General features: G+C 43.6%; 25 protein-coding genes, 1 tRNA gene and 1 pseudogene. 5 read left to right on the forward strand and 22 right to left on the reverse strand.

The window, feature by feature from the left end:
- Nucleotides 1–20 precede the first annotated feature (20 nt).
- From rplX to QJS82_RS09585, 18 genes and pseudogenes are all read right to left on the reverse strand, one after another.
- Nucleotides 21–338 (reverse strand): 50S ribosomal protein L24, encoded by a 318-nt coding sequence (gene rplX, locus QJS82_RS09500; RefSeq protein ID WP_011279796.1) that lies wholly within the window; start codon nucleotides 336–338, stop codon nucleotides 21–23.
- 8 nt (nucleotides 339–346) lie between these two features.
- The gene (gene rplN / locus QJS82_RS09505) at nucleotides 347–715 is read right to left on the reverse strand and encodes a 50S ribosomal protein L14 (RefSeq protein WP_010196702.1); all 369 of its coding nucleotides are present in this window, start codon (nucleotides 713–715) and stop codon (nucleotides 347–349) included.
- 181 nt (nucleotides 716–896) lie between these two features.
- Entirely contained in the window at nucleotides 897–1,172 is a 276-nt protein-coding gene (gene rpsQ, locus QJS82_RS09510) for a 30S ribosomal protein S17 (RefSeq protein ID WP_201562651.1), read from the reverse strand.
- Nucleotides 1,169–1,366, reverse strand: a complete 198-nt coding sequence (rpmC, locus tag QJS82_RS09515) for a 50S ribosomal protein L29 (RefSeq protein ID WP_011279794.1) — start codon at nucleotides 1,364–1,366, stop codon at nucleotides 1,169–1,171. Before rpmC ends, rpsQ begins: the two co-directional genes overlap by 4 nt.
- Nucleotides 1,366–1,779: a 50S ribosomal protein L16 gene (gene rplP, locus QJS82_RS09520; RefSeq protein ID WP_183621137.1), complete on the reverse strand. Its 414-nt coding sequence runs from the start codon at nucleotides 1,777–1,779 to the stop codon at nucleotides 1,366–1,368. Before rplP ends, rpmC begins: the two co-directional genes overlap by 1 nt.
- Nucleotides 1,719–2,511 (reverse strand): annotated as a pseudogene (rpsC, locus tag QJS82_RS09525) (30S ribosomal protein S3). Before rpsC ends, rplP begins: the two are co-directional and overlap by 61 nt.
- 3 nt (nucleotides 2,512–2,514) lie before the next feature.
- Entirely contained in the window at nucleotides 2,515–2,844 is a 330-nt protein-coding gene (gene rplV / locus QJS82_RS09530) for a 50S ribosomal protein L22 (RefSeq protein ID WP_068408473.1), read from the reverse strand.
- 10 nt (nucleotides 2,845–2,854) lie between these two features.
- On the reverse strand, nucleotides 2,855–3,130 hold the full coding sequence (rpsS, locus tag QJS82_RS09535; RefSeq protein ID WP_021813372.1) for a 30S ribosomal protein S19: 276 nt from the start codon (nucleotides 3,128–3,130) through the stop codon (nucleotides 2,855–2,857).
- 12 nt (nucleotides 3,131–3,142) lie between these two features.
- Nucleotides 3,143–3,970, reverse strand: coding sequence for a 50S ribosomal protein L2 (rplB, locus tag QJS82_RS09540; protein WP_149490928.1), 828 nt, complete (start codon nucleotides 3,968–3,970; stop codon nucleotides 3,143–3,145).
- Nucleotides 3,971–3,981: 11 nt separating this feature from the next.
- Entirely contained in the window at nucleotides 3,982–4,332 is a 351-nt protein-coding gene (rplW, locus tag QJS82_RS09545; protein WP_183621135.1) for a 50S ribosomal protein L23, read from the reverse strand.
- Entirely contained in the window at nucleotides 4,329–4,931 is a 603-nt protein-coding gene (gene rplD, locus QJS82_RS09550; protein WP_149490930.1) for a 50S ribosomal protein L4, read from the reverse strand. Before rplD ends, rplW begins: the two co-directional genes overlap by 4 nt.
- Before the next feature lie 14 nt (nucleotides 4,932–4,945).
- On the reverse strand, nucleotides 4,946–5,584 hold the full coding sequence (rplC, locus tag QJS82_RS09555; RefSeq protein ID WP_201562653.1) for a 50S ribosomal protein L3: 639 nt from the start codon (nucleotides 5,582–5,584) through the stop codon (nucleotides 4,946–4,948).
- Between the two features lie 48 nt (nucleotides 5,585–5,632).
- Nucleotides 5,633–5,944, reverse strand: a complete 312-nt coding sequence (gene rpsJ, locus QJS82_RS09560) for a 30S ribosomal protein S10 (RefSeq protein WP_010196670.1) — start codon at nucleotides 5,942–5,944, stop codon at nucleotides 5,633–5,635.
- Nucleotides 5,945–6,378: 434 nt separating this feature from the next.
- The gene (locus QJS82_RS09565; RefSeq protein ID WP_281490318.1) at nucleotides 6,379–7,971 is read right to left on the reverse strand and encodes an Rne/Rng family ribonuclease; all 1,593 of its coding nucleotides are present in this window, start codon (nucleotides 7,969–7,971) and stop codon (nucleotides 6,379–6,381) included.
- A 119-nt stretch (nucleotides 7,972–8,090) separates the two neighbouring features.
- Nucleotides 8,091–8,825 (reverse strand): Maf family protein, encoded by a 735-nt coding sequence (locus QJS82_RS09570; RefSeq protein ID WP_281490319.1) that lies wholly within the window; start codon nucleotides 8,823–8,825, stop codon nucleotides 8,091–8,093.
- Between the two features lie 62 nt (nucleotides 8,826–8,887).
- Nucleotides 8,888–9,373, reverse strand: a complete 486-nt coding sequence (gene mreD / locus QJS82_RS09575) for a rod shape-determining protein MreD (RefSeq protein ID WP_201619945.1) — start codon at nucleotides 9,371–9,373, stop codon at nucleotides 8,888–8,890.
- Between the two features lie 193 nt (nucleotides 9,374–9,566).
- A complete protein-coding gene (gene mreC, locus QJS82_RS09580) occupies nucleotides 9,567–10,427 on the reverse strand; it encodes a rod shape-determining protein MreC (RefSeq protein WP_281490320.1) in 861 nt (286 codons plus the stop codon).
- A gap of 576 nt (nucleotides 10,428–11,003) precedes the next feature.
- Nucleotides 11,004–12,041: a rod shape-determining protein gene (locus tag QJS82_RS09585; protein ID WP_201562784.1), complete on the reverse strand. Its 1,038-nt coding sequence runs from the start codon at nucleotides 12,039–12,041 to the stop codon at nucleotides 11,004–11,006.
- 944 nt (nucleotides 12,042–12,985) lie between these two features.
- Here QJS82_RS09585 and gatC point away from each other — a divergent pair.
- The 4 genes from gatC to QJS82_RS09605 all read left to right on the forward strand — a co-directional run bounded on the left by gatC (nucleotide 12,986) and on the right by QJS82_RS09605 (nucleotide 16,589).
- Complete coding sequence (gene gatC / locus QJS82_RS09590; RefSeq protein WP_281490321.1) at nucleotides 12,986–13,300, forward strand: Asp-tRNA(Asn)/Glu-tRNA(Gln) amidotransferase subunit GatC; 315 nt, start codon at nucleotides 12,986–12,988, stop codon at nucleotides 13,298–13,300.
- Nucleotides 13,301–13,369: 69 nt separating this feature from the next.
- Nucleotides 13,370–14,872 carry an Asp-tRNA(Asn)/Glu-tRNA(Gln) amidotransferase subunit GatA gene (gatA, locus tag QJS82_RS09595; protein WP_201562663.1) on the forward strand — a complete coding sequence of 501 codons (1,503 nt, stop codon included), beginning with the start codon at nucleotides 13,370–13,372 and terminating at the stop codon, nucleotides 14,870–14,872.
- Nucleotides 14,872–16,398, forward strand: a complete 1,527-nt coding sequence (gene gatB, locus QJS82_RS09600; RefSeq protein WP_281490322.1) for an Asp-tRNA(Asn)/Glu-tRNA(Gln) amidotransferase subunit GatB — start codon at nucleotides 14,872–14,874, stop codon at nucleotides 16,396–16,398. The genes gatA and gatB overlap by 1 nt, the downstream gene beginning before the upstream one ends.
- A gap of 114 nt (nucleotides 16,399–16,512) precedes the next feature.
- Nucleotides 16,513–16,589, forward strand: a tRNA-Pro gene (locus tag QJS82_RS09605).
- 80 nt (nucleotides 16,590–16,669) lie between these two features.
- On the opposite strand, the gene QJS82_RS09610 is transcribed toward QJS82_RS09605, so the two are convergent.
- Nucleotides 16,670–16,972 carry a monooxygenase gene (locus QJS82_RS09610; protein WP_281490323.1) on the reverse strand — a complete coding sequence of 101 codons (303 nt, stop codon included), beginning with the start codon at nucleotides 16,970–16,972 and terminating at the stop codon, nucleotides 16,670–16,672.
- Nucleotides 16,973–17,113: 141 nt separating this feature from the next.
- Between QJS82_RS09610 and QJS82_RS09615 the strand changes: the two genes are divergently transcribed.
- Nucleotides 17,114–18,070, forward strand: a complete 957-nt coding sequence (locus tag QJS82_RS09615; protein ID WP_281490324.1) for a DUF1853 family protein — start codon at nucleotides 17,114–17,116, stop codon at nucleotides 18,068–18,070.
- 67 nt (nucleotides 18,071–18,137) lie between these two features.
- On the opposite strand, the gene QJS82_RS09620 is transcribed toward QJS82_RS09615, so the two are convergent.
- The 3 genes from QJS82_RS09620 to QJS82_RS09630 form a co-directional block, all read right to left on the reverse strand.
- Nucleotides 18,138–19,424 (reverse strand): hypothetical protein, encoded by a 1,287-nt coding sequence (locus tag QJS82_RS09620; protein WP_281490325.1) that lies wholly within the window; start codon nucleotides 19,422–19,424, stop codon nucleotides 18,138–18,140.
- A 92-nt stretch (nucleotides 19,425–19,516) separates the two neighbouring features.
- Entirely contained in the window at nucleotides 19,517–20,977 is a 1,461-nt protein-coding gene (locus tag QJS82_RS09625) for a hypothetical protein (protein WP_281490326.1), read from the reverse strand.
- Between the two features lie 254 nt (nucleotides 20,978–21,231).
- Complete coding sequence (locus QJS82_RS09630; RefSeq protein ID WP_281490327.1) at nucleotides 21,232–21,762, reverse strand: DUF2726 domain-containing protein; 531 nt, start codon at nucleotides 21,760–21,762, stop codon at nucleotides 21,232–21,234.
- Nucleotides 21,763–21,958: the final 196 nt, after the last annotated feature.

The raw sequence follows: 21,958 nt of genomic DNA on the forward strand, positions 1-21,958 counted from the left end.
ACCATTACACCCTTAGTGTCTTACGCAGTCGCCACTACTTCACCGTTCGAACGATAGACGCGTTGTTTCTTGCCGTCTTCGCCGAACTGATAAGTAATACGATCAGCTTTTTGGGTTTGCGCATTTAATATTGCGACATTTGAGATATGCAGAAAAGCTTCTTGCTTAAGAATGCCACCTTCAACGCCAGTTGCCTGATTTGGCTTCTGATGTTTAGTGACAATATTAATGCCTTCAACTTTAATACGATCATTTTTTACAGCTTGTACAGTACCTTGCTTGCCTTTGTCTTTCCCAGCAATCACGATAACTGTATCGCCTTTACGTAATTTTGACATGGATTACCTCACAATACTTCTGGTGCTAGTGATACAATTTTCATAAACTGATCACCACGTAGTTCACGAGTTACCGGTCCAAAAATACGAGTTGCAATCGGTGCTTTGTTTTGGTTCAACAATACCGCAGCATTGTCGTCAAAACGCAGAACAGAACCATCAGGACGACGAACGCCTTTTTTGGTACGTACAACTACAGCATTCATCACGTCGCCTTTTTTAACACGACCACGCGGAATGGCTTCTTTAACCGTTACTTTAATAATGTCGCCAACTGATGCATAACGACGATGAGAGCCACCCAGTACTTTAATGCACTGAACTCGTCTTGCACCGCTATTATCTGCAACTTCCAGCATCGATTCAACCTGAATCATAGCGTTACTCCACACGTATGAGCAATAAAAACCAGTTGCTGCCGCTAGCACAGTATGAGTAGTCGGCATTTTAATAATAATAACCGCTGCTACTCTTAATGTGAGTGATATACGCTCGGCGCAATCAGCATCCTTAAAAAGGCGGCTATTTTAACAGCTTCTGGCTTTTAATGCAATTTACTTAGATTTTTTCTACTTTTTCAACCACTTCAACCAAAGTCCAAGACTTGGTTTTTGAGATTGGACGCGTTTCTTTGATGCGGACAAGGTCGCCTTGTTGGCAAACGTTATTCTCATCATGAGCCTTGATTTTTGTAGAACGACGAAGCTGTTTGCCATACAAAGGATGACGAACCAGACGCTCAATCAAAACTGTGATGGACTTGTCCATCTTGTCGCTGACAACTCGTCCTGTCAATACGCTAGCATTGGTCGCTGTTTGATTGTTATCGCTCATGAGTCGCCTCGTTGTTTCTCGTTAATCAAAGTCTGAAGCTGAGCAATCGCACGACGATTGACACGCACTTCATGGGTATTCCCCAACTGACCAGTTGCTTTAGCCATACGAATACGGAAAGCATCAAGTTGCTTTTCATCAAGTAACTGGGTCAGTTCTTCTAATGATTTATCACGTAATTCACTGATCTTCATTACATTATCGTCCGCTTAACAATGGTAGTTTTAAAGGGCAGTTTTGCTGCAGCAAGCGTTAACGCTTCGCGAGCAAGGTCTTCTGAAACCCCTTCGATTTCATATAGCATTTTACCAGGTTTGACTTCGCATACCCAATATTCTACAGGACCTTTACCTTTACCCATACGTACTTCTAGTGGTTTATTGGTAATTGGTTTGTCTGGGAATACACGAATCCAAATCTTACCGCCACGCTTAATTTTACGAGTGATGGTACGACGTGCTGCTTCAATTTGACGGGCAGTCATACGACCACGAGTCAACGATTTTAGACCAATTTGTCCGAATGCAACGGTGCTTCCACGATGAGCTAGCCCAGTGTTACGACCTTTGTGCATTTTACGAAACTTGGTACGTTTTGGCTGTAACATAGTTTAACCTCTGTCTGTGTTTCGACGGTTTCCGTTTCCACGACCACGGCGTTTTGGCGCACGAGTCTGCTCTTCTTTGACGGGATTGTATACACTGTTCATGCCGTCAAGGATTTCGCCACGGAAAATCCAAACTTTTACACCGATAGTGCCGTAAGTTGTCTCTGCACGTACTGACGCGTAGTCAATATCAGCGCGGAGTGTATGCAATGGCACACGACCTTCACGGTACCATTCAGTACGAGCGATCTCAGCACCGCCAAGACGGCCAGACAACTCAACTTTAATACCTTTAGCACCAGAGCGCATGCTGTTCTGTACCGCGCGCTTCATCGCACGACGGAACATAACGCGACGCTCAAGTTGGCTGCCGATACCATCAGCGACCAAACGTGCATCAAGATCAGGTGAAGTGATTTCTTCAATGTTGACCTGCGCAGGTACGCCCATAATTTTGGTCAATTCTTTTTGAAGTCTTTCGATATCTTCGCCTTTCTTACCGATAACAATACCAGGACGCGCAGTGGCGATGGTAATCTTAGCAGCACCAGTAGGACGCTCAATCATGATATTGCTAATCATAGCATTATCTAGTTTTTTGCGTAGATACTCGCGGACTTGGATGTCGTTGATCAGGTATTCTGAGTATTGTTTAGGGTTAGCATACCAGTTTGCGTTATGCTTTTTGACAACACCAAGACGAATTCCGATTGGATGTACTTTTTGACCCATAACTTATTCTCCTACCTTTATAGTGATGTGACAAGTACGCTTACTGATACGATCAGCGCGACCTTTAGCACGTGGTAGGATACGTTTTAGCGTAATGCCTTCATCAACGTAGATGGTTGATACTTTAAGAGTATCAATATCTAAACCGTTGTTATGTTCGGCATTGGCGATGGCTGAGTCAAGACATTTCTTAACGAAGACAGCGCCTTTTTTATTACTATACGTTAGGATATCCAAAGCACGCTCGATAGATTTGCCACGAACTTCATCAGCAACGAGTCTAACTTTTTGTGCCGAAATGGCGGCACCGCGTAATTTTGCAGTTACTTCCATGGTAAGCACCTTATTTCTTAGCTTTTCTGTCAATGCCATGACCACGATACGTACGAGTCGGGGCAAATTCACCTAGTTTATGACCAACCATCTGTTCGCTCACGATAACCGGTACATGAGTACGGCCGTTGTGAACAGATAAGGTTAGGCCAACCATTTGTGGCAAAATCATCGAGCGGCGCGACCAAGTCTTAATTGGTTTGCGTGAGTTGGTGTCTAATGCATTCTCAACTTTGGCAAACAAGTGCGCGTCTATGAATGGACCTTTTTTCAATGAACGAGGCATGAAATTCTTCCTTTATTTCTTCTTGGCGCGGCGGCGGATGATCATACTGTCAGTACGCTTATTGTGACGCGTTTTAAGTCCTTTAGACTTCTGACCCCAAGGGCTGGTTGGATGGCGACCTTTGTTACGACCTTCACCACCACCATGTGGGTGATCAACCGGGTTCATAGCAACACCACGAACAGAAGGACGAACACCACGCCAACGTGAAGCACCGGCTTTACCAAGTGATTTCAAGTTGTTTTCAGTGTTAGAAACTTCACCGATAACGGCACGGCAGTTCACATGTACGCGGCGTGTTTCGCCAGAACGTAGACGTAGAATAGCATAAATACCGTCACGACCAAGTAATTGAACGCTGGCACCCGCAGAACGAGCTAGCTGTGCACCTTTACCGATTTTAAGTTCGATATTGTGAATCACAGTACCCAATGGGATGTTTTTCAGCGGTAAACAGTTACCTGGACGGATTGGAGAGTTCTCTCCTGACATTACTGTATCACCAACTGCTTGTTTTTTAGCAGCAATGATATAGCGGCGTTCACCATCAGCGTACTTAAGTAAAGCAATGTGCGCAGTACGGTTAGGATCGTATTCGATACGCTCTACCGTGGCTGGGATATTGTCTTTAGTACGTTTGAAATCGATAATACGATAATGTTGCTTATGACCACCACCGATGTGACGAGTCGTGATGCGACCATTATTGTTACGACCACCTGACTTACTTTTTGATTCGAGAAGCGCTGCAAAAGGACGACCTTTGTAAAGGTGTGGATGCACCACTTTTTCAACAAAACGACGGCCTGGTGATGTTGGCTTTGCTTTTACGATAGGCATGAGTGTAATCCTTATTCGTTGTTCGCTGTTTCACTAGTAGAAGCAGTCGTTTTTGCGACGTCTTCACCAGCATCAGCCATTTGTACATCTTGACCAGCTTTTAAGGTAACGTAGGCTTTTTTATAGTCATTACGACGGCCGATATTCTTACCAAAACGCTTTGTCTTACCTTTAACATTCAAAGTGTTTACTTTTAAAACTTCAACGCCTTCGAACATCATCTCAACTGCTTTTTTGACTTCTAGCTTAGTAGCGTTAGAGTCAATTTTAAATACCTGCACACCAAGTGAATCGCCAAGCATTTGAGATTTCTCTGAGAATACAGGTCCTCTTAGGATCTGATAAAGTCTTGCGTTATTCATGCTAGTGCTTCCTCAAATTGTTTCGCAGCTTCAACTGACATGATTACTTTATCAAAAGCAATCAAGCTCACTGGATCCACTTCGTTTGTACCAAGTACATTGACGTGTGGAATGTTGCGAGCAGCTAAGTATAAGTTTTCGTCAACTTCTTTGGTGACGATTAGTGCACGAGGTGCGCCTAAGTCATTTAACTTTGCAATCAGCTCTTTGGTCTTAGGGCCAGAAACGCTTAGCTCTTCAACCAAAATTAGACGATCTTGACGAATCAATTCGGCTAGGATGCACTGCATCGCACCGCGATACATCTTACGGTTAACTTTTTGTGACCAATCTTGTGGTTTTGCAGCGAATGCACGACCACCAGAACGCCAGATTGGGCTACGAATAGAACCTGCACGAGCGCGACCAGTACCTTTTTGGCGCCATGGCTTAATGCCACCGCCAGAAACTTCGGCACGGGTTTTTTGAGCGCGTGTACCTTGACGAGCACCAGCAAGATATGCGGTGACGACTTGATGCACTAATGCTTCGTTGAATTCACGACCGAAAGCCGTATCAGAAAGCTCAACTGCCGCCCCTGTAACTGTTTTTAAATCCACGTTAATCCCCTTGCTTAGGCTTTGACTGACGGACGTACGATGACATCGCCACCGGTGGCACCTGGGATAGCACCCTTGATGACAAGTAACCCTTTTTCAACATCAACCGATATCACTTCTAGGCCCTGAACGGTAACACGTTTGTTACCCATCTGACCTGGCATTTTTTTGCCTTTGAAGACTTTACCTGGTGACTGGTTTTGACCAGTTGAACCAAGGGCACGGTGAGATACTGAGTTACCATGAGTGGCATCTTGCATGCTGAAGTTGTGACGCTTCACGCCGCCTTGAAAGCCTTTACCTTTACTCTGTCCTGTGACATCAACCATCTGACCTTGTTCGAACAGGTCAGCTAGGATCTCACCGCCAATTTCACGACCTTCAAGATCGCTTTCATTGGCACGAAATTCCCAAACACCACGGCCAGCTGCAACACCAGCTTTAGCGAAGTGACCTTTTTGAGCTGCTGTTACGCGGCTGTCACGACGGGTACCTGTGGTAACTTGGATGGCTTGATAGCCATCTACATCAGTATTTTTTACTTGAGTAATGCGGTTAGCACTGATCTCAACCACTGTTACAGGGATAGATGCGCCTGCTTCAGTGAAGACACGGGTCATGCCGCATTTTTTACCGACTAAACCGATCGCCATTTTAGACCTCTTTATATCTTATATTAATGGGTTGGGTGTTTATGTGCATTAACCCAAAGCAATTTGAACGTCAACACCCGCCGCCAAGTCAAGCTTCATTAGCGCATCCACAGTTTTGTCGGTAGGTTGAACGATGTCAACCATACGCTTATGAGTACGGATTTCGTACTGATCACGAGCGTCTTTGTTTACGTGTGGTGAAGTTAGAACGTTGAAGCGCTCAATGCGAGTCGGCAACGGTACAGGACCACAAACTTGCGCACCGGTGCGCTTTGCAGTATCAACAATCTCTTGTGCAGATTGATCAATCAGACGATGATCAAAAGACTTAAGACGGATACGGATTCTCTGGTTAGCCATGCCAGCAAGCTCCTAATATGTGCCTTTGTCATTCTTGCTTTGCAAGTAAATGAGCAAAAGCCGTTTGGTTAAATATTCACTTAAAGCGGCCTTCTGTTCTAAACCAGAATGAGTTCGTTAACGGAACTTATAGCGTACTAAAAGCAAAATAGTTTAAAGCCCCGCCGACCCTTCCATTATAGGATGTCAGCAAAGGCATAATGAAATAGTGCTAGAAACGATGCTCTAGCTGTCATAGCGCCAGCTGTTTGATTGGCTGCGCATATATAATTCAGTGGTGTGTATTATACATAATTTTTGACCCATTGCAAGGAGGTTATTTGGAATGATGTTAGATAGTAATTGATATAAAACATTATTTGTAAAACACATCCCTACTCTTTATAGCAAAATAACTTATTAAATATGTATTTGAGGCAGTTAACAATCACATTTTAATCTAGAACAATATCATACTGCTCTTGGGTATAAAGATTCTCAACATCAAAGGTAATTACCCGACCCAATAGGTATTCTAAATCTGCCACGGTGTCCGACTCTGAAGTCAGTAATAAATCTATCACGGCAGCATGGGCGACCACGGTAAATTTCTTTGGTGAGTTATAAGTTCGAGCACAGCGCATGATTTCACGGAAAATCTCAAAGCAGACGGTTTCAGCGGTCTTAACAAAGCCGCGACCCTGACAGGTTGAACACGGCTCACAAAGCTGCTGACCGAGCGATTCGCGCGTACGTTTGCGCGTCATCTCAACCAAGCCAAGCTCACTGACTTGGGTAATTTTGGTTTTGGCATAATCTTGGGTCAGCTGTGCTTGCAAACTCTCAAGGATATCGTCTTTATGTTGCTGCTCAAGCATATCAATAAAATCTAGAATAATAATGCCGCCTAGATTACGTAGACGTAGCTGCCGTGCAATGGCATGGGTGGCTTCAAGATTGGTTTTATAAACGGTATCTTCTAACGAGCGCGCGCCAACGAATGAGCCGGTGTTAACATCAATCGTGGTCATGGCTTCAGTTTGATCGATAATCAAATAGCCACCTGACTTTAAGTCAACCCGTCGTTTTAGGGCGTCGCGTAAGTCGTCTTCGACACGGTGGACATCAAATAGTGATTGCTCAGCGGTATAATGCACAATGCGGTCATAGACAAAGGGGACAAATTCTTTGGCAAAGTATCTAACTTGCTCATAAATTTGTTCATTATCAATCACCACTTTTTCGGTATCGGCATGTACCAAGTCACGAATCGAGCGCAGTGGCAGCGATAACTCTTGATAGATAAGCTCGGAGCTTTGATTGGGCTTCATTTCTTGGCGACGGGCACAAATAGTGCGCCACAGCTGCAATAGATAGTAAATATCTTCTTCAAGCTTATCAACGGGGACACGCTCAGCCGCTGTACGGGCAATGAGACCGCCTTTTAGGTTGACCGTTTGCATCAGGCTAGCAAGTTCAGTTTTCAGCCGTGTGCGCTCTTCGTCGCCATCGATACGTTGCGAGATACCGATATGCTCACTTGATGGCAGATACACTAAATAACGTGATGGCAGCGAGATATTGGTGGTTAGACGCGCACCCTTGCTACCGAGCTGGTCTTTGGTGACTTGTACTAAAATACGTTGGCTTTCGTGCAGACGATGCTGAATCAGAGTTTTTGTAACGGGGACGACTTCAGTACTTTGCGCACTGACAACGGGCGGTGTGATTGCTAATTCATCAGTAGCAGCGTCTATAATAGTGCGTTCGTTATTGGTCGAGTCTTGGGCTTTGTTTTTCTTTTCGGCGACTGGACGCGGCTCACGCTGCATATCATTGACATGTAAAAATGCGGTGCGCGATTGTCCAATATCAACAAAGGCTGCCTGCATACCAGGAAGCACACGTACCACCGTCCCTAGATAGATATTGCCGACCAAACCCAGTTTATGATGACGCTCAATATAAATCTCGCCTAAGACACCGTTATCCAACACGGCGACCCGAGATTCCATGGGACTAATATTAATCAGCAGCTCTTCGGACATAATATTTTCTCTTATCACTCAGCTTTCTTGTGAAGCGTTCATAGTTTGGTAGCCTCACAGTGTACCAAATGCACCTTGCGTTTGCCCATCACCCTACCGTGTCATTATGTGCATAAGGGTTAGCCATCTACTTTTAGCGAATTGACAGCATTAGCTTTATCCTCTGGTATTTCTTTTAGTTGCATGTCATTTATTTGCATCTTATTTATAAGCGCCAATGTCTGTGCCAGCGGCAAACCAACCACATTGGTATAGCTGCCATTAATACGGCTCACCCATGCTGCACCTAAACCCTGAATGCCGTAACCACCCGCTTTATCAGCCGGCTCGCCGCTGTCCCAGTAATTACTCATCATCTCTATGGTTAAAGGTATAAAGGTCACTTCGGTACGCTCAGTGATTTTTTGCTGATTAACGACTTGCAATACTGGCTTATTATTTGGGCTGCTAGCATTCTCAGAGGAGAATATTACATGGGTTGCTTGCACCGCTGTCCAGACTTCATGGACATTATCAGACATCTGCTGCCACATGCGATAAGCATCTTTACGATTAGCCGGTTTAACCAACACTGTCTTGCCGTCTGCTAAGACACCGATGGTATCAGCGGTTAAAATAATAATGGATTCGGGTAAATCAGCTTGATTGTCGTTTAAATCTTTATTCAATGCTCTATTTAATTGTTCGACTGCTGCCTCTGCCTTGGTAGCGACCATGCGTTCAATATACGCTTTGGATGCTTCATCGATATAGGGCGTCTCATCAATATCGACGCTCATGACCGTGAAGTCGAGTTGCGCTCTGGTTAACAGCTCATGACGGCGCGGTGAGCCAGACGCTAAAATAAGTTTCATTGCTATTCTCTTATTTATAAATTTATGACTGTTTATTGTTGCAGATTAATAAGCACCTAAAATCAGCGCGCAAATTTGCGTAATATAAATAGCACCAATGGCCAACTTATAATACTCATCAATAAAGATAAGGCAGATTGGGCGACAAAGGTATCTTGGATATACATCTGTAGTATCCATAGAGTGACTTGGAAGATAACCAATCCTAGGCTGGCTATTAACCACGCACTGATGGTATTTAGCTGTCTAATATAAATGCTAGTGACTTTTATCACCAATGCCACCATCACGGCAGCAAAGGCTTGCTGACCTAAGTGTGTGTCCATCAACAAATCAGCGATGATGCCAATGGTAAAGGCGGCAAAAACCCCAACATAACGCGGTTGAAACAGTAACCAAAAAATCAGCACCATCATCATAACCATCGGGCGCAATGTTGCCATGCTCGGGCTTAACGGATAAACACTGAGCGAGGAGGCGACAATAAAGCTCAGGACAATCACGGCAAGCAACAGCCCAGTTGCATTATCAGAATCAGGATATGCCATGAATACTTACCTTTAGCGAGTGTTTAGCGGCTGCTATTTGACTATTAATCTAGCATTGAGGGGAATAACACGGCGGTTAATGGTTAATAATATCTTTGGATATCATTCATCCATCTATCCATACATGCACGCTATGGATTATGACAAGCTATGCATGCTTATGAATAAGCTATACTTTCTTATGAATAAGCTATTAATTTTCACTGATGCCTTCATTGCGTTTATTGCTCAGCTTATCTTGTAGCACCAGCACGTAAGCATTGTCGATAAAGTTTGCCGCTGGCGTGACTTCAATACTTCTAAAGTTATCGGCTTGCGTATCTTCAATATGAGCAATGCGGCCAACCCGATAGCCTGCCGGAATACGCCCGCCCAATCCTGATGACACCAGCTCATCGCCGACGCGCACATCTGAGGTTTTAAAGACGTAATTAAGGCGTAAAGAGGTTGGTATGCCCTCACCGGTGACAATGGCGCGCTGTCCCGTACGCTTGACGGTCACGGCAACCGATTGCTGCTCATCGGTAATCAATAACAAGCGGCTGGTATTGGGATAGACATTAATAATCTGCCCTAAAATACCATCTTCATCGATGACCGTTTGACCCACTTGCACACCATCTTGCTCACCTTTATTGAGCACCACGATTTGCCTGAGCAGATTGGTATCAGTACCAATCACTTGGGCCAAATTTAAATCAAACTGTTCGGGACGTGTGGTCGATAGGATACCTTGCAGGCGGGCGTTTTGTGCCAAGATATAATCTTGCTGCTGCAGCTTAGCTTGAGCATGGATAAGTTGCGACTTTAGCTGCATATTTTCGCGGCGTAGCGCTTCTTTAGATTGCAGACTGCCACTTGACCAGTGTTTTGCATAGCTTGGCAATAACGACAGCTCATAAATGGGCTGCATGGCGGCATGGGTGGTCGTACGTATGGGATTGAACCATTCTGGATTTTTGCTATCAAACCACATCAATATAAGCGCCACTATCAATACAATAGCAGTCTTACGAAGCGCTAGCGGTTGGCGAGCAAAAATACTTGGAATCATAGTTGGTCTAATCTAGAGGTTTTAATGTGAGCAATAACGGCTACTTGACATAACAATAGCAAATATCAAGATATAAAATATGACCCTATCAAAATTTTGTACTTAGCATCTCGATATAGTAGAACTACTTTAAAATCAATACAATTTTAAAATCTATACCGTGTGACTGGGATGAATTTTTCGTAGCCTCTGTGATAACAGCAAGCAAGGAAAATTTATACCAGTCGCACATAGCTATAACGTCGCGCTTTTATTTTAAACTAACTATAGCAATGCTAAAAACCAATGACCAAAACGACCAAGCAAGTAATATCGTCCTGCTACTTAGTTTCAGCATGAATTTTGGCATAGGTTTTGGCATGGATTAATGTTATTAAAGGCAACCTGATTGGCTACCTTTAATAGGATAAAACGAATAAGAAAAAACGGTTTTTATGATAAAGCGCGCACGCAATGTCATGCTAGCGTTCATCAAACAGAGCAAATATAGGCATGCCTGATTACTAACTATATAGGCAGTACGAAATAAAGAGTACCAACTATATAGTTAGCACCACCTATATAAGCAGTACCGATTTAGACAAAAATCATATTAAGACTTTTGTTATTGATAAAATCAAGCGAAATACCACCGCCACGGCTGACGCAAGTTAATGGGTCTTCAGCGACAGTGACAGGTAGACCGGTTTCTTTTGAAATCAGCTTATCTAAACCTCTTAATAACGCGCCGCCGCCAGTCAATACAATACCGCGTTCTGCGATATCTGATGACAGCTCAGGTGGTGTTTGCTCAAGTGCAGTTTTTACCGCGCTGACGATACCACTTAATGGATCGCTAAGGGCTTTTTGCACCTCTTCTGAATTGACCGTAAAGGTCTTTGGCACGCCTTCTGCCATACTACGACCGCGAACTTCAACTTCTAGCTGGCTGTCTTCATTTAATGCCGAGCCAACTTCTTGTTTGATACGCTCAGCGGTGGTTTCACCAATCACGCAACCGTGGGTACGGCGTACATGAGTGATAATCGCTTCATCAAACATATCGCCACCGATACGAATCGACTCCGCATAGACGCAACCTGACAAGGCGATAACAGCAATCTCAGTGGTACCACCACCGATATCAACGACCATCGAACCACTGGCTTCATGAACCGGCATGCCAGCACCAATTGCTGCCGCCATAGGCTCTTCTAGCAACAATACTTTGCTTGCGCCTGCTGATGAGACCGCTTCGCGAATCGCTTTACGTTCAACAAGGGTTGATTTGCAAGGAACACAAACCACCACGTTAGGCTGTGCCATAAAACGCTTGGCTCTTACCTTAGTGATAAAATGCTTGAGCATTTTTTGCGTCACTTCAAAATCCGCAATCACGCCGTCTTTTAACGGGCGAATCGCCGTAATATTGGCAGGCGTACGACCTAGCATTTGCTTGGCATCAATACCAACGGCAGCAACGGTAGGGTTCTGGGTACGATTACTTCGTAGCGCGACCACCGTAGGCTCGTCGAGCACCACGCCTTTACCAGGAATAAAAATAAGGGTGTTCGCAGTACCGAGGTCGATTGCGATATTATTTGATAAAAATCCAAACAGGTTCATGACTAATATATCCAGCGTCTTACAAATGAGGCGAATGAGGCGAACGAAATTGACTGAGGGTTTACTCGTCAGTGTTGAGCAGGTCGTCGTTAGACATGACCTGTGGCGAGAGTTTATCATCGCAACAAGTCAAACCGAAGCCATAATGATGAAATGCAAAAACTGAGCTAAATTATACCGATTTAGCTCAAAAAAAACACAGATATTTGCATCAGTACGCTAGGATTTTGCTCTTAAGCGCTAAAATTTGTTACAAAGTTTGAAATGGCGGACAATACCACTCCATTATATGAAACATCATTTAATTCAATAACTAACAAGGCGCTACAGCCATGTGATATTTCTGCTGAGTGTTTTACTTATTAATTTGCTTAGCAGTGGGTGCATACTGTAACGTATTTCATAACCAAATAGTGAGTAATTGATAATCAATCCATAACTATCCGGTCAATTTTGCAAATAGGGCTATTTTATAAAGTCAGCCTATAGGCGATCCGCTATAAAATGAACACAGAGCTACTGGTATTCATTTTGCGCAGCCTCTGTCTGCATAGGCACAGCAAGCAAGGAAAATGAATACCAGTAGCGCGTTATAATACTTGTACTTGTTTCATTTAAGATTGACTATATTAATAAAAACAGTTGCACGCTTAGTAACAGCAAGGCTTAATGACAGCAGCGCCTCATAAAGCCAACGAGCAAAACATAAAAATGAATGAAGCATAAAGACCAATAAAGCATAGATAATAATGCAGCAATCAAACAAAGCCCTGCTCTGTAATCTTGGCTGAGATGCTTTATAATAAGGACACTCTCTATAAAACATACAGATAGAGCCTGTGTTTTCATATTTTTTAACCTGTTTTAGTATGTTTTAACGATTATCTCTCTTAATACTGACCCATTTTAGTCATACCCTACTCTAATAAAAACTGTCCTTAACTGGAGAAATTATGTCACAGCCAACCCCCACGACTGAGAATACTGTCAGCCGTCAAGAAATCTTAGAAGTTGCCCGCCTTGCGCGCTTAGGTGTTGATGAAGACACCGCCAGCAGCTACGCCGACGATATCACCAAAGTACTAAAGCTGATGCAAACGCTTGGTAATGTAGACACCACCGATATCAAACCCTTGTCAAACATTCATGAAGCTTGCCAAGATTTGCGCGCAGACGTCGCCAAACACGATATCAATCGCGAGCGCAATCAATCAATGGCCCCTGCTGTTGAAGCGGGTCTATACCTTGTGCCACAAGTGATTGAATAATTATTCTAATAACTTTTACCTTTATTTTATCCTATTTACTGCTACTCACATTTTGACGGACGACACCTTATGTCTGAACTTCACCTCTTAAGTACTCAGCAGCTTATTACGGGCTTGCAAGACAAACAATTTAGCAGCGCGGAATTAACTGAACATTATATAAAGCGCATCGACGCGCTCGACAGCAAGATTAACAGTTTTATCACTCATACCTCTGAAACCGCGCGCGCACAAGCACAAGCGGCCGACGAGATGCGTGCCCAAGGCGACAAGCGTCCTCTGCTTGGCGTACCAATGGCACATAAAGACATTTTTTGTACCCAAGGCGTATTGACGACTTGTGGCTCAAAAATGCTGCATAACTTTATTTCACCTTATGATGCAACTATCGTCACCAATATTGATAAAGCGGGCATGATTAGCCTTGGTAAGCTCAATATGGATGAGTTTGCGATGGGCTCAGACAATGAAAGCTCGCATTATGGCGCGGTGCACAACCCTTGGAATCTAAATCACGTCCCCGGTGGCTCATCAGGCGGTAGTGCTGCCGCCGTCGCCGCAGGCTTTGTGCCCGTTGCTACGGCTAGTGACACGGGTGGTTCTATTCGTCAGCCAGCGTCATTTTGTGGTTTAACCGGTATCAAGCCAACTTATGGTCGTATCTCGCGCTTCGGTATGATTGCCTACGCCTCAAGTCTTGACCAAGCAGGTAGCATGGGTCGTAGTGCCATGGACTGTGCTTATCTGCTACAACCGATGATTGGTCATGATCCACGCGATGCCACTTCTATCAAACATGATATGCCAGATTATGTCCAAGATTTGAATGCTGCGGTCACTGCCGCTGGTGATAATGCGAAGCCATTAGAAGGCTTACGTATTGGCGTGGCAAAAGAGTACTTTACGAGCGGACTAGATACGGAAGTCGAACAAGCGGTACGTGCAGCGCTAAAGCAATACGAAGCGCTTGGTGCAACGATTGTAGAGGTCAATATTACTGACCCTGAGATTACCCTTGCGACTTATTATATGCTCGCACCCGCAGAAGCATCATCAAACCTGTCACGTTTCGATGGCGTACGTTTTGGTTATCGCTGTGAAAACCCAACCGACCTGCTCGACTTATACACGCGCTCACGCTCAGAAGGCTTTGGCCCTGAAGTACAACGTCGTATTTTGACCGGTACTTACGCGCTATCTGCTGGTTACTTTGATGCTTATTACACCAAGGCACAAAAAGTACGTCGACTCATTGTCAAAGACTTCGAAGACGCTTTCGCTAACTGTGATGTCATCGCCAGCCCAACTGCGCCAACCGCTGCTTATAAGCTTGGTGAAGACCTCGACCCTGCAACGATGTATTTGGGTGACGTATATACCATCGGTGTTAACTTAGCCGGTTTACCTGCGCTTAGTCAGCCAGTTGGTTTAACCTCAAACGGCTTGCCTATTGGTTTGCAATTGATTGGACAATATTGGCAAGAGAGCAAGTTGCTCTCTACCGCGCACCTATTCCAGCAGCATACAGACCACCATTTACAACACTCTACCATCGCGAAGGAGACGGTATAATGAACACAGCAACTACTACTGATAATGCCGCTCACCAAGAAATCGTCCGTAAAGAGCTGTTCGTCGATGGCTATGAAGTGGTCATCGGGATTGAGATTCACTGCCAGCTCAATACCGAAAGTAAGATATTTTCCAGCGCGCCGACTGACTTTGGTCATGAGCCAAATACCCAAGCCAGTATCGTCGATTTAGGTCTGCCGGGTGTCTTGCCCGTATTAAACAGTGGCGTCGTCGATCGCGCCTTAAAATTCGGCATTGGCGTCAATGCTGAGCTGGGTTTATTTAATACGTTTGATCGTAAAAACTACTTCTACCCTGACTTGCCAAAAGGCTATCAAATCACCCAAATGGCCAATCCTATCGTTGGCAAGGGTTATATAGATGTCGTGGTCAATGAAGGCGATAAAAACGAATACCCTAAACGCATGGGCATCACCCGCGCCCATTTAGAAGAAGATGCCGGTAAATCTGTGCATGATGCTGTCGATGGCATGACGGGCGTGGATTTGAACCGCGCTGGTACACCATTAATCGAAATCGTCTCTGAGCCTGATATGCGCTCAGCTCATGAAGCCCTTGCTTATATCAAAGCCATTCACCAACTGGTTACATGGCTTGGTATCTCTGATGCCATCATGGCAGAAGGCTCATTCCGCTGCGACTGTAACGTCTCTGTGCGCAAGCCAGGAAGCGAGCTTGGGACTCGTACTGAGCTGAAAAACCTCAACTCGTTCCGCTTTATCGAGCGCGCTATTAATCGTGAAATCGAGCGTCAAATCGATATCATTGAGGACGGCGGTAAGGTCATCCAAGCCACGATGCTGTACGATCCAGAGCGCGATGAAACTCGCACCATGCGTACCAAAGAAGACGCCAACGATTATCGTTATTTCCCTGACCCTGACTTGCTGCCTGTCCGTATCGAGCAGCATACCGTTGATAGCATTCGTGCAGCGATGCCTGAATTGCCTGTTGCCCGCCGTGCACGTTTTGAAGAGGCACTTGGTCTATCAGAATATGACGCTCGTATCCTAACCGGTAGCCGTCCGCTAGCCGATTATTTCGAAGATGTCGTCGCTGAGGTTGGACAACAAGATGCCAAAATGGCGGCTAACTGGGTCATGGGCGATCTGCTCGGTGCACTTAACAAAGATGATAAAGACATCATCGACTCGCCTATCAGTGCCAAGCAATTGGCTGGTATGCTAGCGCGTATTAAAGACGATACCTTATCTGGCAAATTGGCTAAGAAAGTCTTTAGTGCTCTATATGAGCGTGAAGGCGGCGCCGCTGATGACGCCGCTGATAAAATCATCGAAGAAAAAGGGCTTAAGCAGGAAACCGATACCGGCGCTATCAAAGCCATCGTTGAAGAGGTCATCGCGAAAAATCAAGCGATGGTCGACGAGTATCGCGGCGGTAAAGAAAAAGCCTTTAACGGTCTGGTCGGGCAAGTGATGAAAGCTAGCCGTGGTAGTGCCAATCCACAACAAGTAAACCAAATCCTAAAAGAGCTATTGGGTTAAGGTTAACTGCTCATTGGTTATGCTGACTATGATAAGTAAAATGCGACTGTAGATTTTGGCTAAAATAAATAGCCCTTGCAATATGCATAATTTTGCGTAAAATAGTCAGTCATTCGGGGCGTAGCGCAGTCTGGTAGCGCACTACACTGGGGGTGTAGTGGTCGCAGGTTCAAATCCTGCCGTTCCGACCAAACATAGTAGTTAAAGAGAAAAGCCAATCATTATTTTTAATGGTTGGCTTTTTTTATACTTAACTATTCTCCATTAAGTATTACAAAGATGCTTTAGTAATCGTACTTAGCGCTTCATTGATGACAAATACTTTAGATTTAATGTCTTTAAAACCAAATGAGGTCAGCCTTTGAGTATGCTTTTCTAAATATCTGTTGGCATCGTTCAGATTATCAAATACATAAATGCCACCCGCTTCTTGCGTCTTTTCATTTTCTGTCCATAGCTTATAGACCAGACCGTTCTCGGTTGCGATGTCTTCGGCCAGCTCTTTCATGGCGTCAAAAAACGCACTGCCAAAAGGTCCGCTATAAGGAAAGTCGACTTGCAAAAGATATTTCATTTTTTAACCCTCATTATTATTAAATAGTCGGCAAAATACATGCCGCCAGATGACCACAATCTTAACATATTACGATTGCCTATAGACTTTTAGCAATTGAGCCGCTAGGGTAAATACTTTATATTTATTCTGATTTGACCTATGTCTGAGCTTAGCGCGCCACGCCCTACAACTCTCGCAACTCATGCCAATTATGCGCCTTGGGAAGCGTACCAGCGACCTTATGTGCGCGATTTGGCGTATGTGCTTGCCTGCCCTAACGTCTTGACGAAGTGGCTAGATGTAGCACCGTACCAAAACACCCATGCTATCTTCGTACATAGCGCAAGCTTTTGGCAACAGCAGTTTGAAGCTTATCAGCAGCGTTTAAAAGAGTTGGATACCACCAATGACTATCAGGCGCTGACTCGCTATTTATTAAAACGTCCTAGCCCCAATCGCTTGGGTTTTCACTTTGAAGGCTTATTGTCATTTTGGCTAGAAGATGGCTTTGCGCGCAAATTGCATCCGTATGAGACGCTTGCTAATAACGTGCAGTTATACAATGGCAAACAGACGATTGGTGAGCTGGATTTGATTTTATATAATCATGAGGAAAAGCTCACTGAACATTGGGAATTGGCGATTAAGTTTTTTATGGGTGCCGCACCTTTTGAGCCGATTAATTGGGTTGGGATCAACTCCAACGACAATCTACAGCGCAAAATGACCCATATGCAAACCAAGCAGTTTTGTAGCGTTTGGGTCGATACTGAGAAGCATGGACAAGTTAAGATTGATAAGCGTTATGGCGTCATAAAAGGGCGATTCTTTTTGCCAATGAATATCGCTAATTTCGTCTATCCTCACTGGCTAACACCTAGCTTTCCCATGCACGAATGGTGCGATACCACTGATAGCGCTAGTCTTGCGAAGTTTGATATCAGCGTATTGCGCGCTGCCCATTATATCGAATGGTTTAGCAAGCGCGACTTCTACGATGGTCGTCAGCTACCACTTATCAATTCTGAAAACGGAATCTTAAAAACAGGGCTCTACTTTGAAGGTGATAGACCGATTGTCATTTATCCTCGGCTGCGTGATGGTGTAGATGATTGATTTTGCCTAGCTTTTATTTGAACAGTTATTTTTCTTGATAACTAATGAGATTGACTTAATTGAATCCTTACCAAGCATAACGTCCATATAGACTAATCTCGCTGCGTTTGGCTTTTTCTGAATCAATATCATCCGTTAATAACTTGATGCCACCATATTTACTATCTAACGCTATACCTAACGCTTTAGTCTGTGGCTCAATCAATCCAGTGATGGTCATGGGATAATTATTAGCGGTCAGCTGATAACCTGCCGATAGTTGATACAAGTCTTGAATATCATTGACTTGCGCATGTGCCCCAAGCTGCCACTGATTATTTAATTGATGTATTAGACTACCTTCAACTCGCCATGGTAGCGTCTGTGTGACATCCTTAGTGCTAAGCTGACCCTCAATCGTATATAAAGGTCGACCATTGGCATCATAATCTAACGCATAGCGCGTGCTTGGCATATTCTTCCAGTACATACGCCCAAATATATCGTAGCCACTAAGTGTCAACTGCGTTTTATCAGATAGTTTTCCTGCCAGTTGTAAATCTAAGGAATAGCCATAACCAGAAGGTTTAGCAGGATACCAGTTTAGATTTTCTTCACCCAGTGCAGGCTCATCATAGTAGTAATCAACATAGGCATCGGCTTTATCAACGCTGTCCCTTATGTTATTTACTTCAGTATCAGGCAACACTCTTGTGGTCAGATTGCCCGAAACCTTACCTTCAAGTGCATGTAATCCTTGCCATATATTGGCATGAGTCGTTAACTGCCAATTAGGACTTAGTGGCTGGGTAAAACCGACATTAGCGCCAAATCTCTCATTATGCTTAGCATCTAAAAATAATGGGTATGATTGGCTAGTGCTCGATGGCTGTTTGTTTTCATATTGCCAATATACCTCTGCTGTCTCTTCGCTAAACGTCATTAAGTAATCGTAGCGCCAGCCTAAACCATAGCTCATTACGCTACCAGCAGGGCGTACCTTTAAATCTGCACGTCCTTGTAAATACGCGTGCTCACCTGAGTCTAATGGGGCATCCCAATCACCAATAAAAGCAGTAATAGGCTGTGCGGGGCTGTGGGCGGTTGCCATCACTGTCCAATCCACCTGAGACTTTTCGTTTATATTCTGATTATTCAATAAATCTGTAGTAGGATTAGATGGCGAGTTGAGATTAGAGTATAAGTTAGGATTTTCACTCTGAGCTGAAGTAGACGTTGAGGCCATGATAGCGATTGTTGTTGGAACAATAAATGACAGCTTACGTTTGGCGAAAAACGCTAAATCCTGTTGTGAAAATATATAGATAGCTTGGCTAAAGAATGACATAAATTTCTCACGTATATTAAAAGGCATAAAAAAGAGACAGTACTTACTGCCTCTTTTTTCGATATTGCTATCGCTCAATCGCTATTAACCACGTTTGAGAACTGACATGATTACTATATTTATAGAATAATAGTGTCAACTGAACCATTACTATTAGGGAATACAGCAGTAATTTTGCCTTTATTATCCATTAAATCACCGTAATCTTTGCCATTAACCATGATATCGCCTAGCTTGCCCATTTTATCTTTAATGAAATCACCATTGGCATCGACACTTAACTTAATCGACGCTTTATTTTGCTCAACGATAAACTGAGTACTTACTGCATTATAATCATTATCTAAATTAGTCTTACCGGTGACAAAAAGTGTTTTGCCGTCTACACTAGCCGTTAAACCGCGAAGCTCTACAACGTTACGTGCAGTACGTTTAAGATTGGCTTGAAAGTCAAGCGGAATCGTCGCCGTTGCACCCTCTTTAGCTACTTTACCTTGAAGCACCAATATAACTTCCATACCTACATATTTATTGGCTGTCTCTTCAATATTACCGTTGTCAGTGACTGTTAGAAAGTTTTTGATATCTGCATCATTAGCAGTAGCATTAAGTGTAATGGTGACATCCGTGCTAGGTTTTTGCTTGGTCATCTTACCTGTGACAGCAAATTTATAAGGTATGGTTCTAACGACCAATTGGCCATCTTTCAGCTTTTTACTGATATCCAGCGCGGCAAACTCAAAGTCTTTCGCTTCAATTACGCTATCATTAGCCGACAGCTTCAAGTTGCCTAATTTTATAGTAGCCTTCTCTAAAGTGATGCCCGCTCGGTTGACATCATTAAGATCAAATTCGTCATCGACCACCACTTTGTCACTGAACTGACCATTGACCGTAAACCCTTTGGTTGTAGAGCTTAGAGTGACGGCGTCAGTTCCAGACCCTATTTTTATACTCTTAAACCCAATACCACCATTGAAACTAGTATTGCTGGTATTAGAACTTAATGCATTTTCAAAACCATCAAATGCACTCGTGAAAGTATCTTGACTAACAAGTGTTTCGTTATATACACCAGTATTTGGATTATAGATATAATCGTATTCTTTAACCACGACCTTAGTAGTACCTGATAGCTTAAATTGTCCATCAGCATTTAATATTGCTAAAAAACCACTCTCTGGCGTCAGTACAAAATCACCTAAAGTATTATTAAACTCTTGATCATTAGCCAAAGCGATAATATCAGTCGCCTTTAATTGTGATAAACCATTTTCCTGCATATAATAATGCAGGCTATTTGGCACATCAAAGGTATAGCTAAGACGTGCTTCTTGCTTTTCTGTTAGGATATCACTCGCACCTTTATAAGCCTCTGTGACTGCCTTATTGTCACTGACAAAAAGCTTGGCCGTGCGAATCATCTCTTTTGCCTGCTCACTCTCAGAAAGACCGTTATCGACAGGAGGTTTAGTAGGAACAGTTGGAGTATTAGAGCCATTGTTGTCGCTATCACTACCACAACCCGCCAATGCCAAAGTGCTAGCAAACGCTAATGCTGTTAATTTAAAAACCTTCATAACATAATCCTTATATTTTAAATATCTTCCAAAAAACAGTGATAGAAATGAACCTATGAATCTAAGTTATGAAGATCCACTTAAGACCATAGACTGCACTCCATTCTAAGAAACTTAAGTTTACTCCTTATTAAAAAAAATAAGCTATTTATTTTTGGAATCTATCTATAAAGTAAAGAAATATATAATTAATATTACACAAAAATGAGGATTTATTTTTTAAATATACTTGCCTGATAATAAAATAATTTACACTAATAACTCTCAATCACCTGCATCAGCTCATATCTCAGCATATCAGCACTTGGCATACGCTCGGCATGAAAACGCACGATAGCGATACCCGCACTGGCAAGCGCTTTATCCTTTTTATCATCGGCCTTTTGCCGCGCTTTACTGCTATGCGTCCAATCATCAAGCTCAATGGCGAGCAAAGTAGTCTGTGCATCGACATCAACGATGACATAGTCGACGCTTTGACGACAAATACGATTAAACCAAAAACTGCGTTCTGAGGTTTCACTGCTACTGGCTTCGATGATACGTGACAGCTGAACTTGAACAAAAATATGATATTCCGGCAAAGCATTTTTTAACTTATTAAAAAATATCACTTCCGTGTCCGTCATAATGGGCATCGGCGCAAAGGGCCAAATAGCCAGCTCATCACCGCGTACAGGCGGCGGTTCAGGCTCAGCAACTTGCTTAGAAGAAAACAGTTTTGGCAGGGTGATCAGCCCTACAAATCCAACCGCCAATATTAAAAATATAACGCCAAATGACATGGTTTTACCTTATACATAATGAAAGCCGTCAGCTATGTGTGCTGATGTCACTAAAAAAAATGACAACACATGGCCAACCGCGACAGGGCAGCCTTTGTAGGCTGACAGGTTATACAGTACAGAGAGGAACAGAAAGAAATAGGAAAGAGCGGCGCTCATCGTAACCAAGCTTGCGCCAATCGGCAAACGATAAAAC

Source organism: Psychrobacter maritimus (genome assembly GCF_029953575.1).
Taxonomy (GTDB): domain Bacteria; phylum Pseudomonadota; class Gammaproteobacteria; order Pseudomonadales; family Moraxellaceae; genus Psychrobacter; species Psychrobacter maritimus.

Excerpts from the sequence above, each read along its gene's own strand:
- rplP (WP_183621137.1), bottom strand. The coding sequence starts at position 1,779 with ATGTTACAGCCAAAACGTACCAAGTTTCGTAAAATGCACAAAGGTCGT.
- QJS82_RS09565 (WP_281490318.1), bottom strand. The coding sequence starts at position 7,971 with ATGTCCGAAGAGCTGCTGATTAATATTAGTCCCATGGAATCTCGGGTC.
- rpsS (WP_021813372.1), bottom strand. The coding sequence starts at position 3,130 with ATGCCTCGTTCATTGAAAAAAGGTCCATTCATAGACGCGCACTTGTTT.
- QJS82_RS09610 (WP_281490323.1), bottom strand. The coding sequence starts at position 16,972 with ATGAAATATCTTTTGCAAGTCGACTTTCCTTATAGCGGACCTTTTGGC.
- rplW (WP_183621135.1), bottom strand. The coding sequence starts at position 4,332 with ATGAATAACGCAAGACTTTATCAGATCCTAAGAGGACCTGTATTCTCA.
- gatC (WP_281490321.1), top strand. The coding sequence starts at position 12,986 with ATGTCACAGCCAACCCCCACGACTGAGAATACTGTCAGCCGTCAAGAA.
- rplC (WP_201562653.1), bottom strand. The coding sequence starts at position 5,584 with ATGGCGATCGGTTTAGTCGGTAAAAAATGCGGCATGACCCGTGTCTTC.
- rpsJ (WP_010196670.1), bottom strand. The coding sequence starts at position 5,944 with ATGGCTAACCAGAGAATCCGTATCCGTCTTAAGTCTTTTGATCATCGT.
- mreD (WP_201619945.1), bottom strand. The coding sequence starts at position 9,373 with ATGGCATATCCTGATTCTGATAATGCAACTGGGCTGTTGCTTGCCGTG.
- QJS82_RS09570 (WP_281490319.1), bottom strand. The coding sequence starts at position 8,825 with ATGAAACTTATTTTAGCGTCTGGCTCACCGCGCCGTCATGAGCTGTTA.
- QJS82_RS09620 (WP_281490325.1), bottom strand. The coding sequence starts at position 19,424 with ATGCCTTTTAATATACGTGAGAAATTTATGTCATTCTTTAGCCAAGCT.
- mreC (WP_281490320.1), bottom strand. The coding sequence starts at position 10,427 with ATGATTCCAAGTATTTTTGCTCGCCAACCGCTAGCGCTTCGTAAGACT.
- QJS82_RS09625 (WP_281490326.1), bottom strand. The coding sequence starts at position 20,977 with ATGAAGGTTTTTAAATTAACAGCATTAGCGTTTGCTAGCACTTTGGCA.
- QJS82_RS09615 (WP_281490324.1), top strand. The coding sequence starts at position 17,114 with ATGTCTGAGCTTAGCGCGCCACGCCCTACAACTCTCGCAACTCATGCC.
- rpmC (WP_011279794.1), bottom strand. The coding sequence starts at position 1,366 with ATGAAGATCAGTGAATTACGTGATAAATCATTAGAAGAACTGACCCAG.
- rplX (WP_011279796.1), bottom strand. The coding sequence starts at position 338 with ATGTCAAAATTACGTAAAGGCGATACAGTTATCGTGATTGCTGGGAAA.
- gatA (WP_201562663.1), top strand. The coding sequence starts at position 13,370 with ATGTCTGAACTTCACCTCTTAAGTACTCAGCAGCTTATTACGGGCTTG.
- rplN (WP_010196702.1), bottom strand. The coding sequence starts at position 715 with ATGATTCAGGTTGAATCGATGCTGGAAGTTGCAGATAATAGCGGTGCA.
- rplV (WP_068408473.1), bottom strand. The coding sequence starts at position 2,844 with ATGGAAGTAACTGCAAAATTACGCGGTGCCGCCATTTCGGCACAAAAA.
- rpsQ (WP_201562651.1), bottom strand. The coding sequence starts at position 1,172 with ATGAGCGATAACAATCAAACAGCGACCAATGCTAGCGTATTGACAGGA.
- gatB (WP_281490322.1), top strand. The coding sequence starts at position 14,872 with ATGAACACAGCAACTACTACTGATAATGCCGCTCACCAAGAAATCGTC.
- QJS82_RS09630 (WP_281490327.1), bottom strand. The coding sequence starts at position 21,762 with ATGTCATTTGGCGTTATATTTTTAATATTGGCGGTTGGATTTGTAGGG.
- rplB (WP_149490928.1), bottom strand. The coding sequence starts at position 3,970 with ATGCCTATCGTAAAAGCAAAGCCAACATCACCAGGCCGTCGTTTTGTT.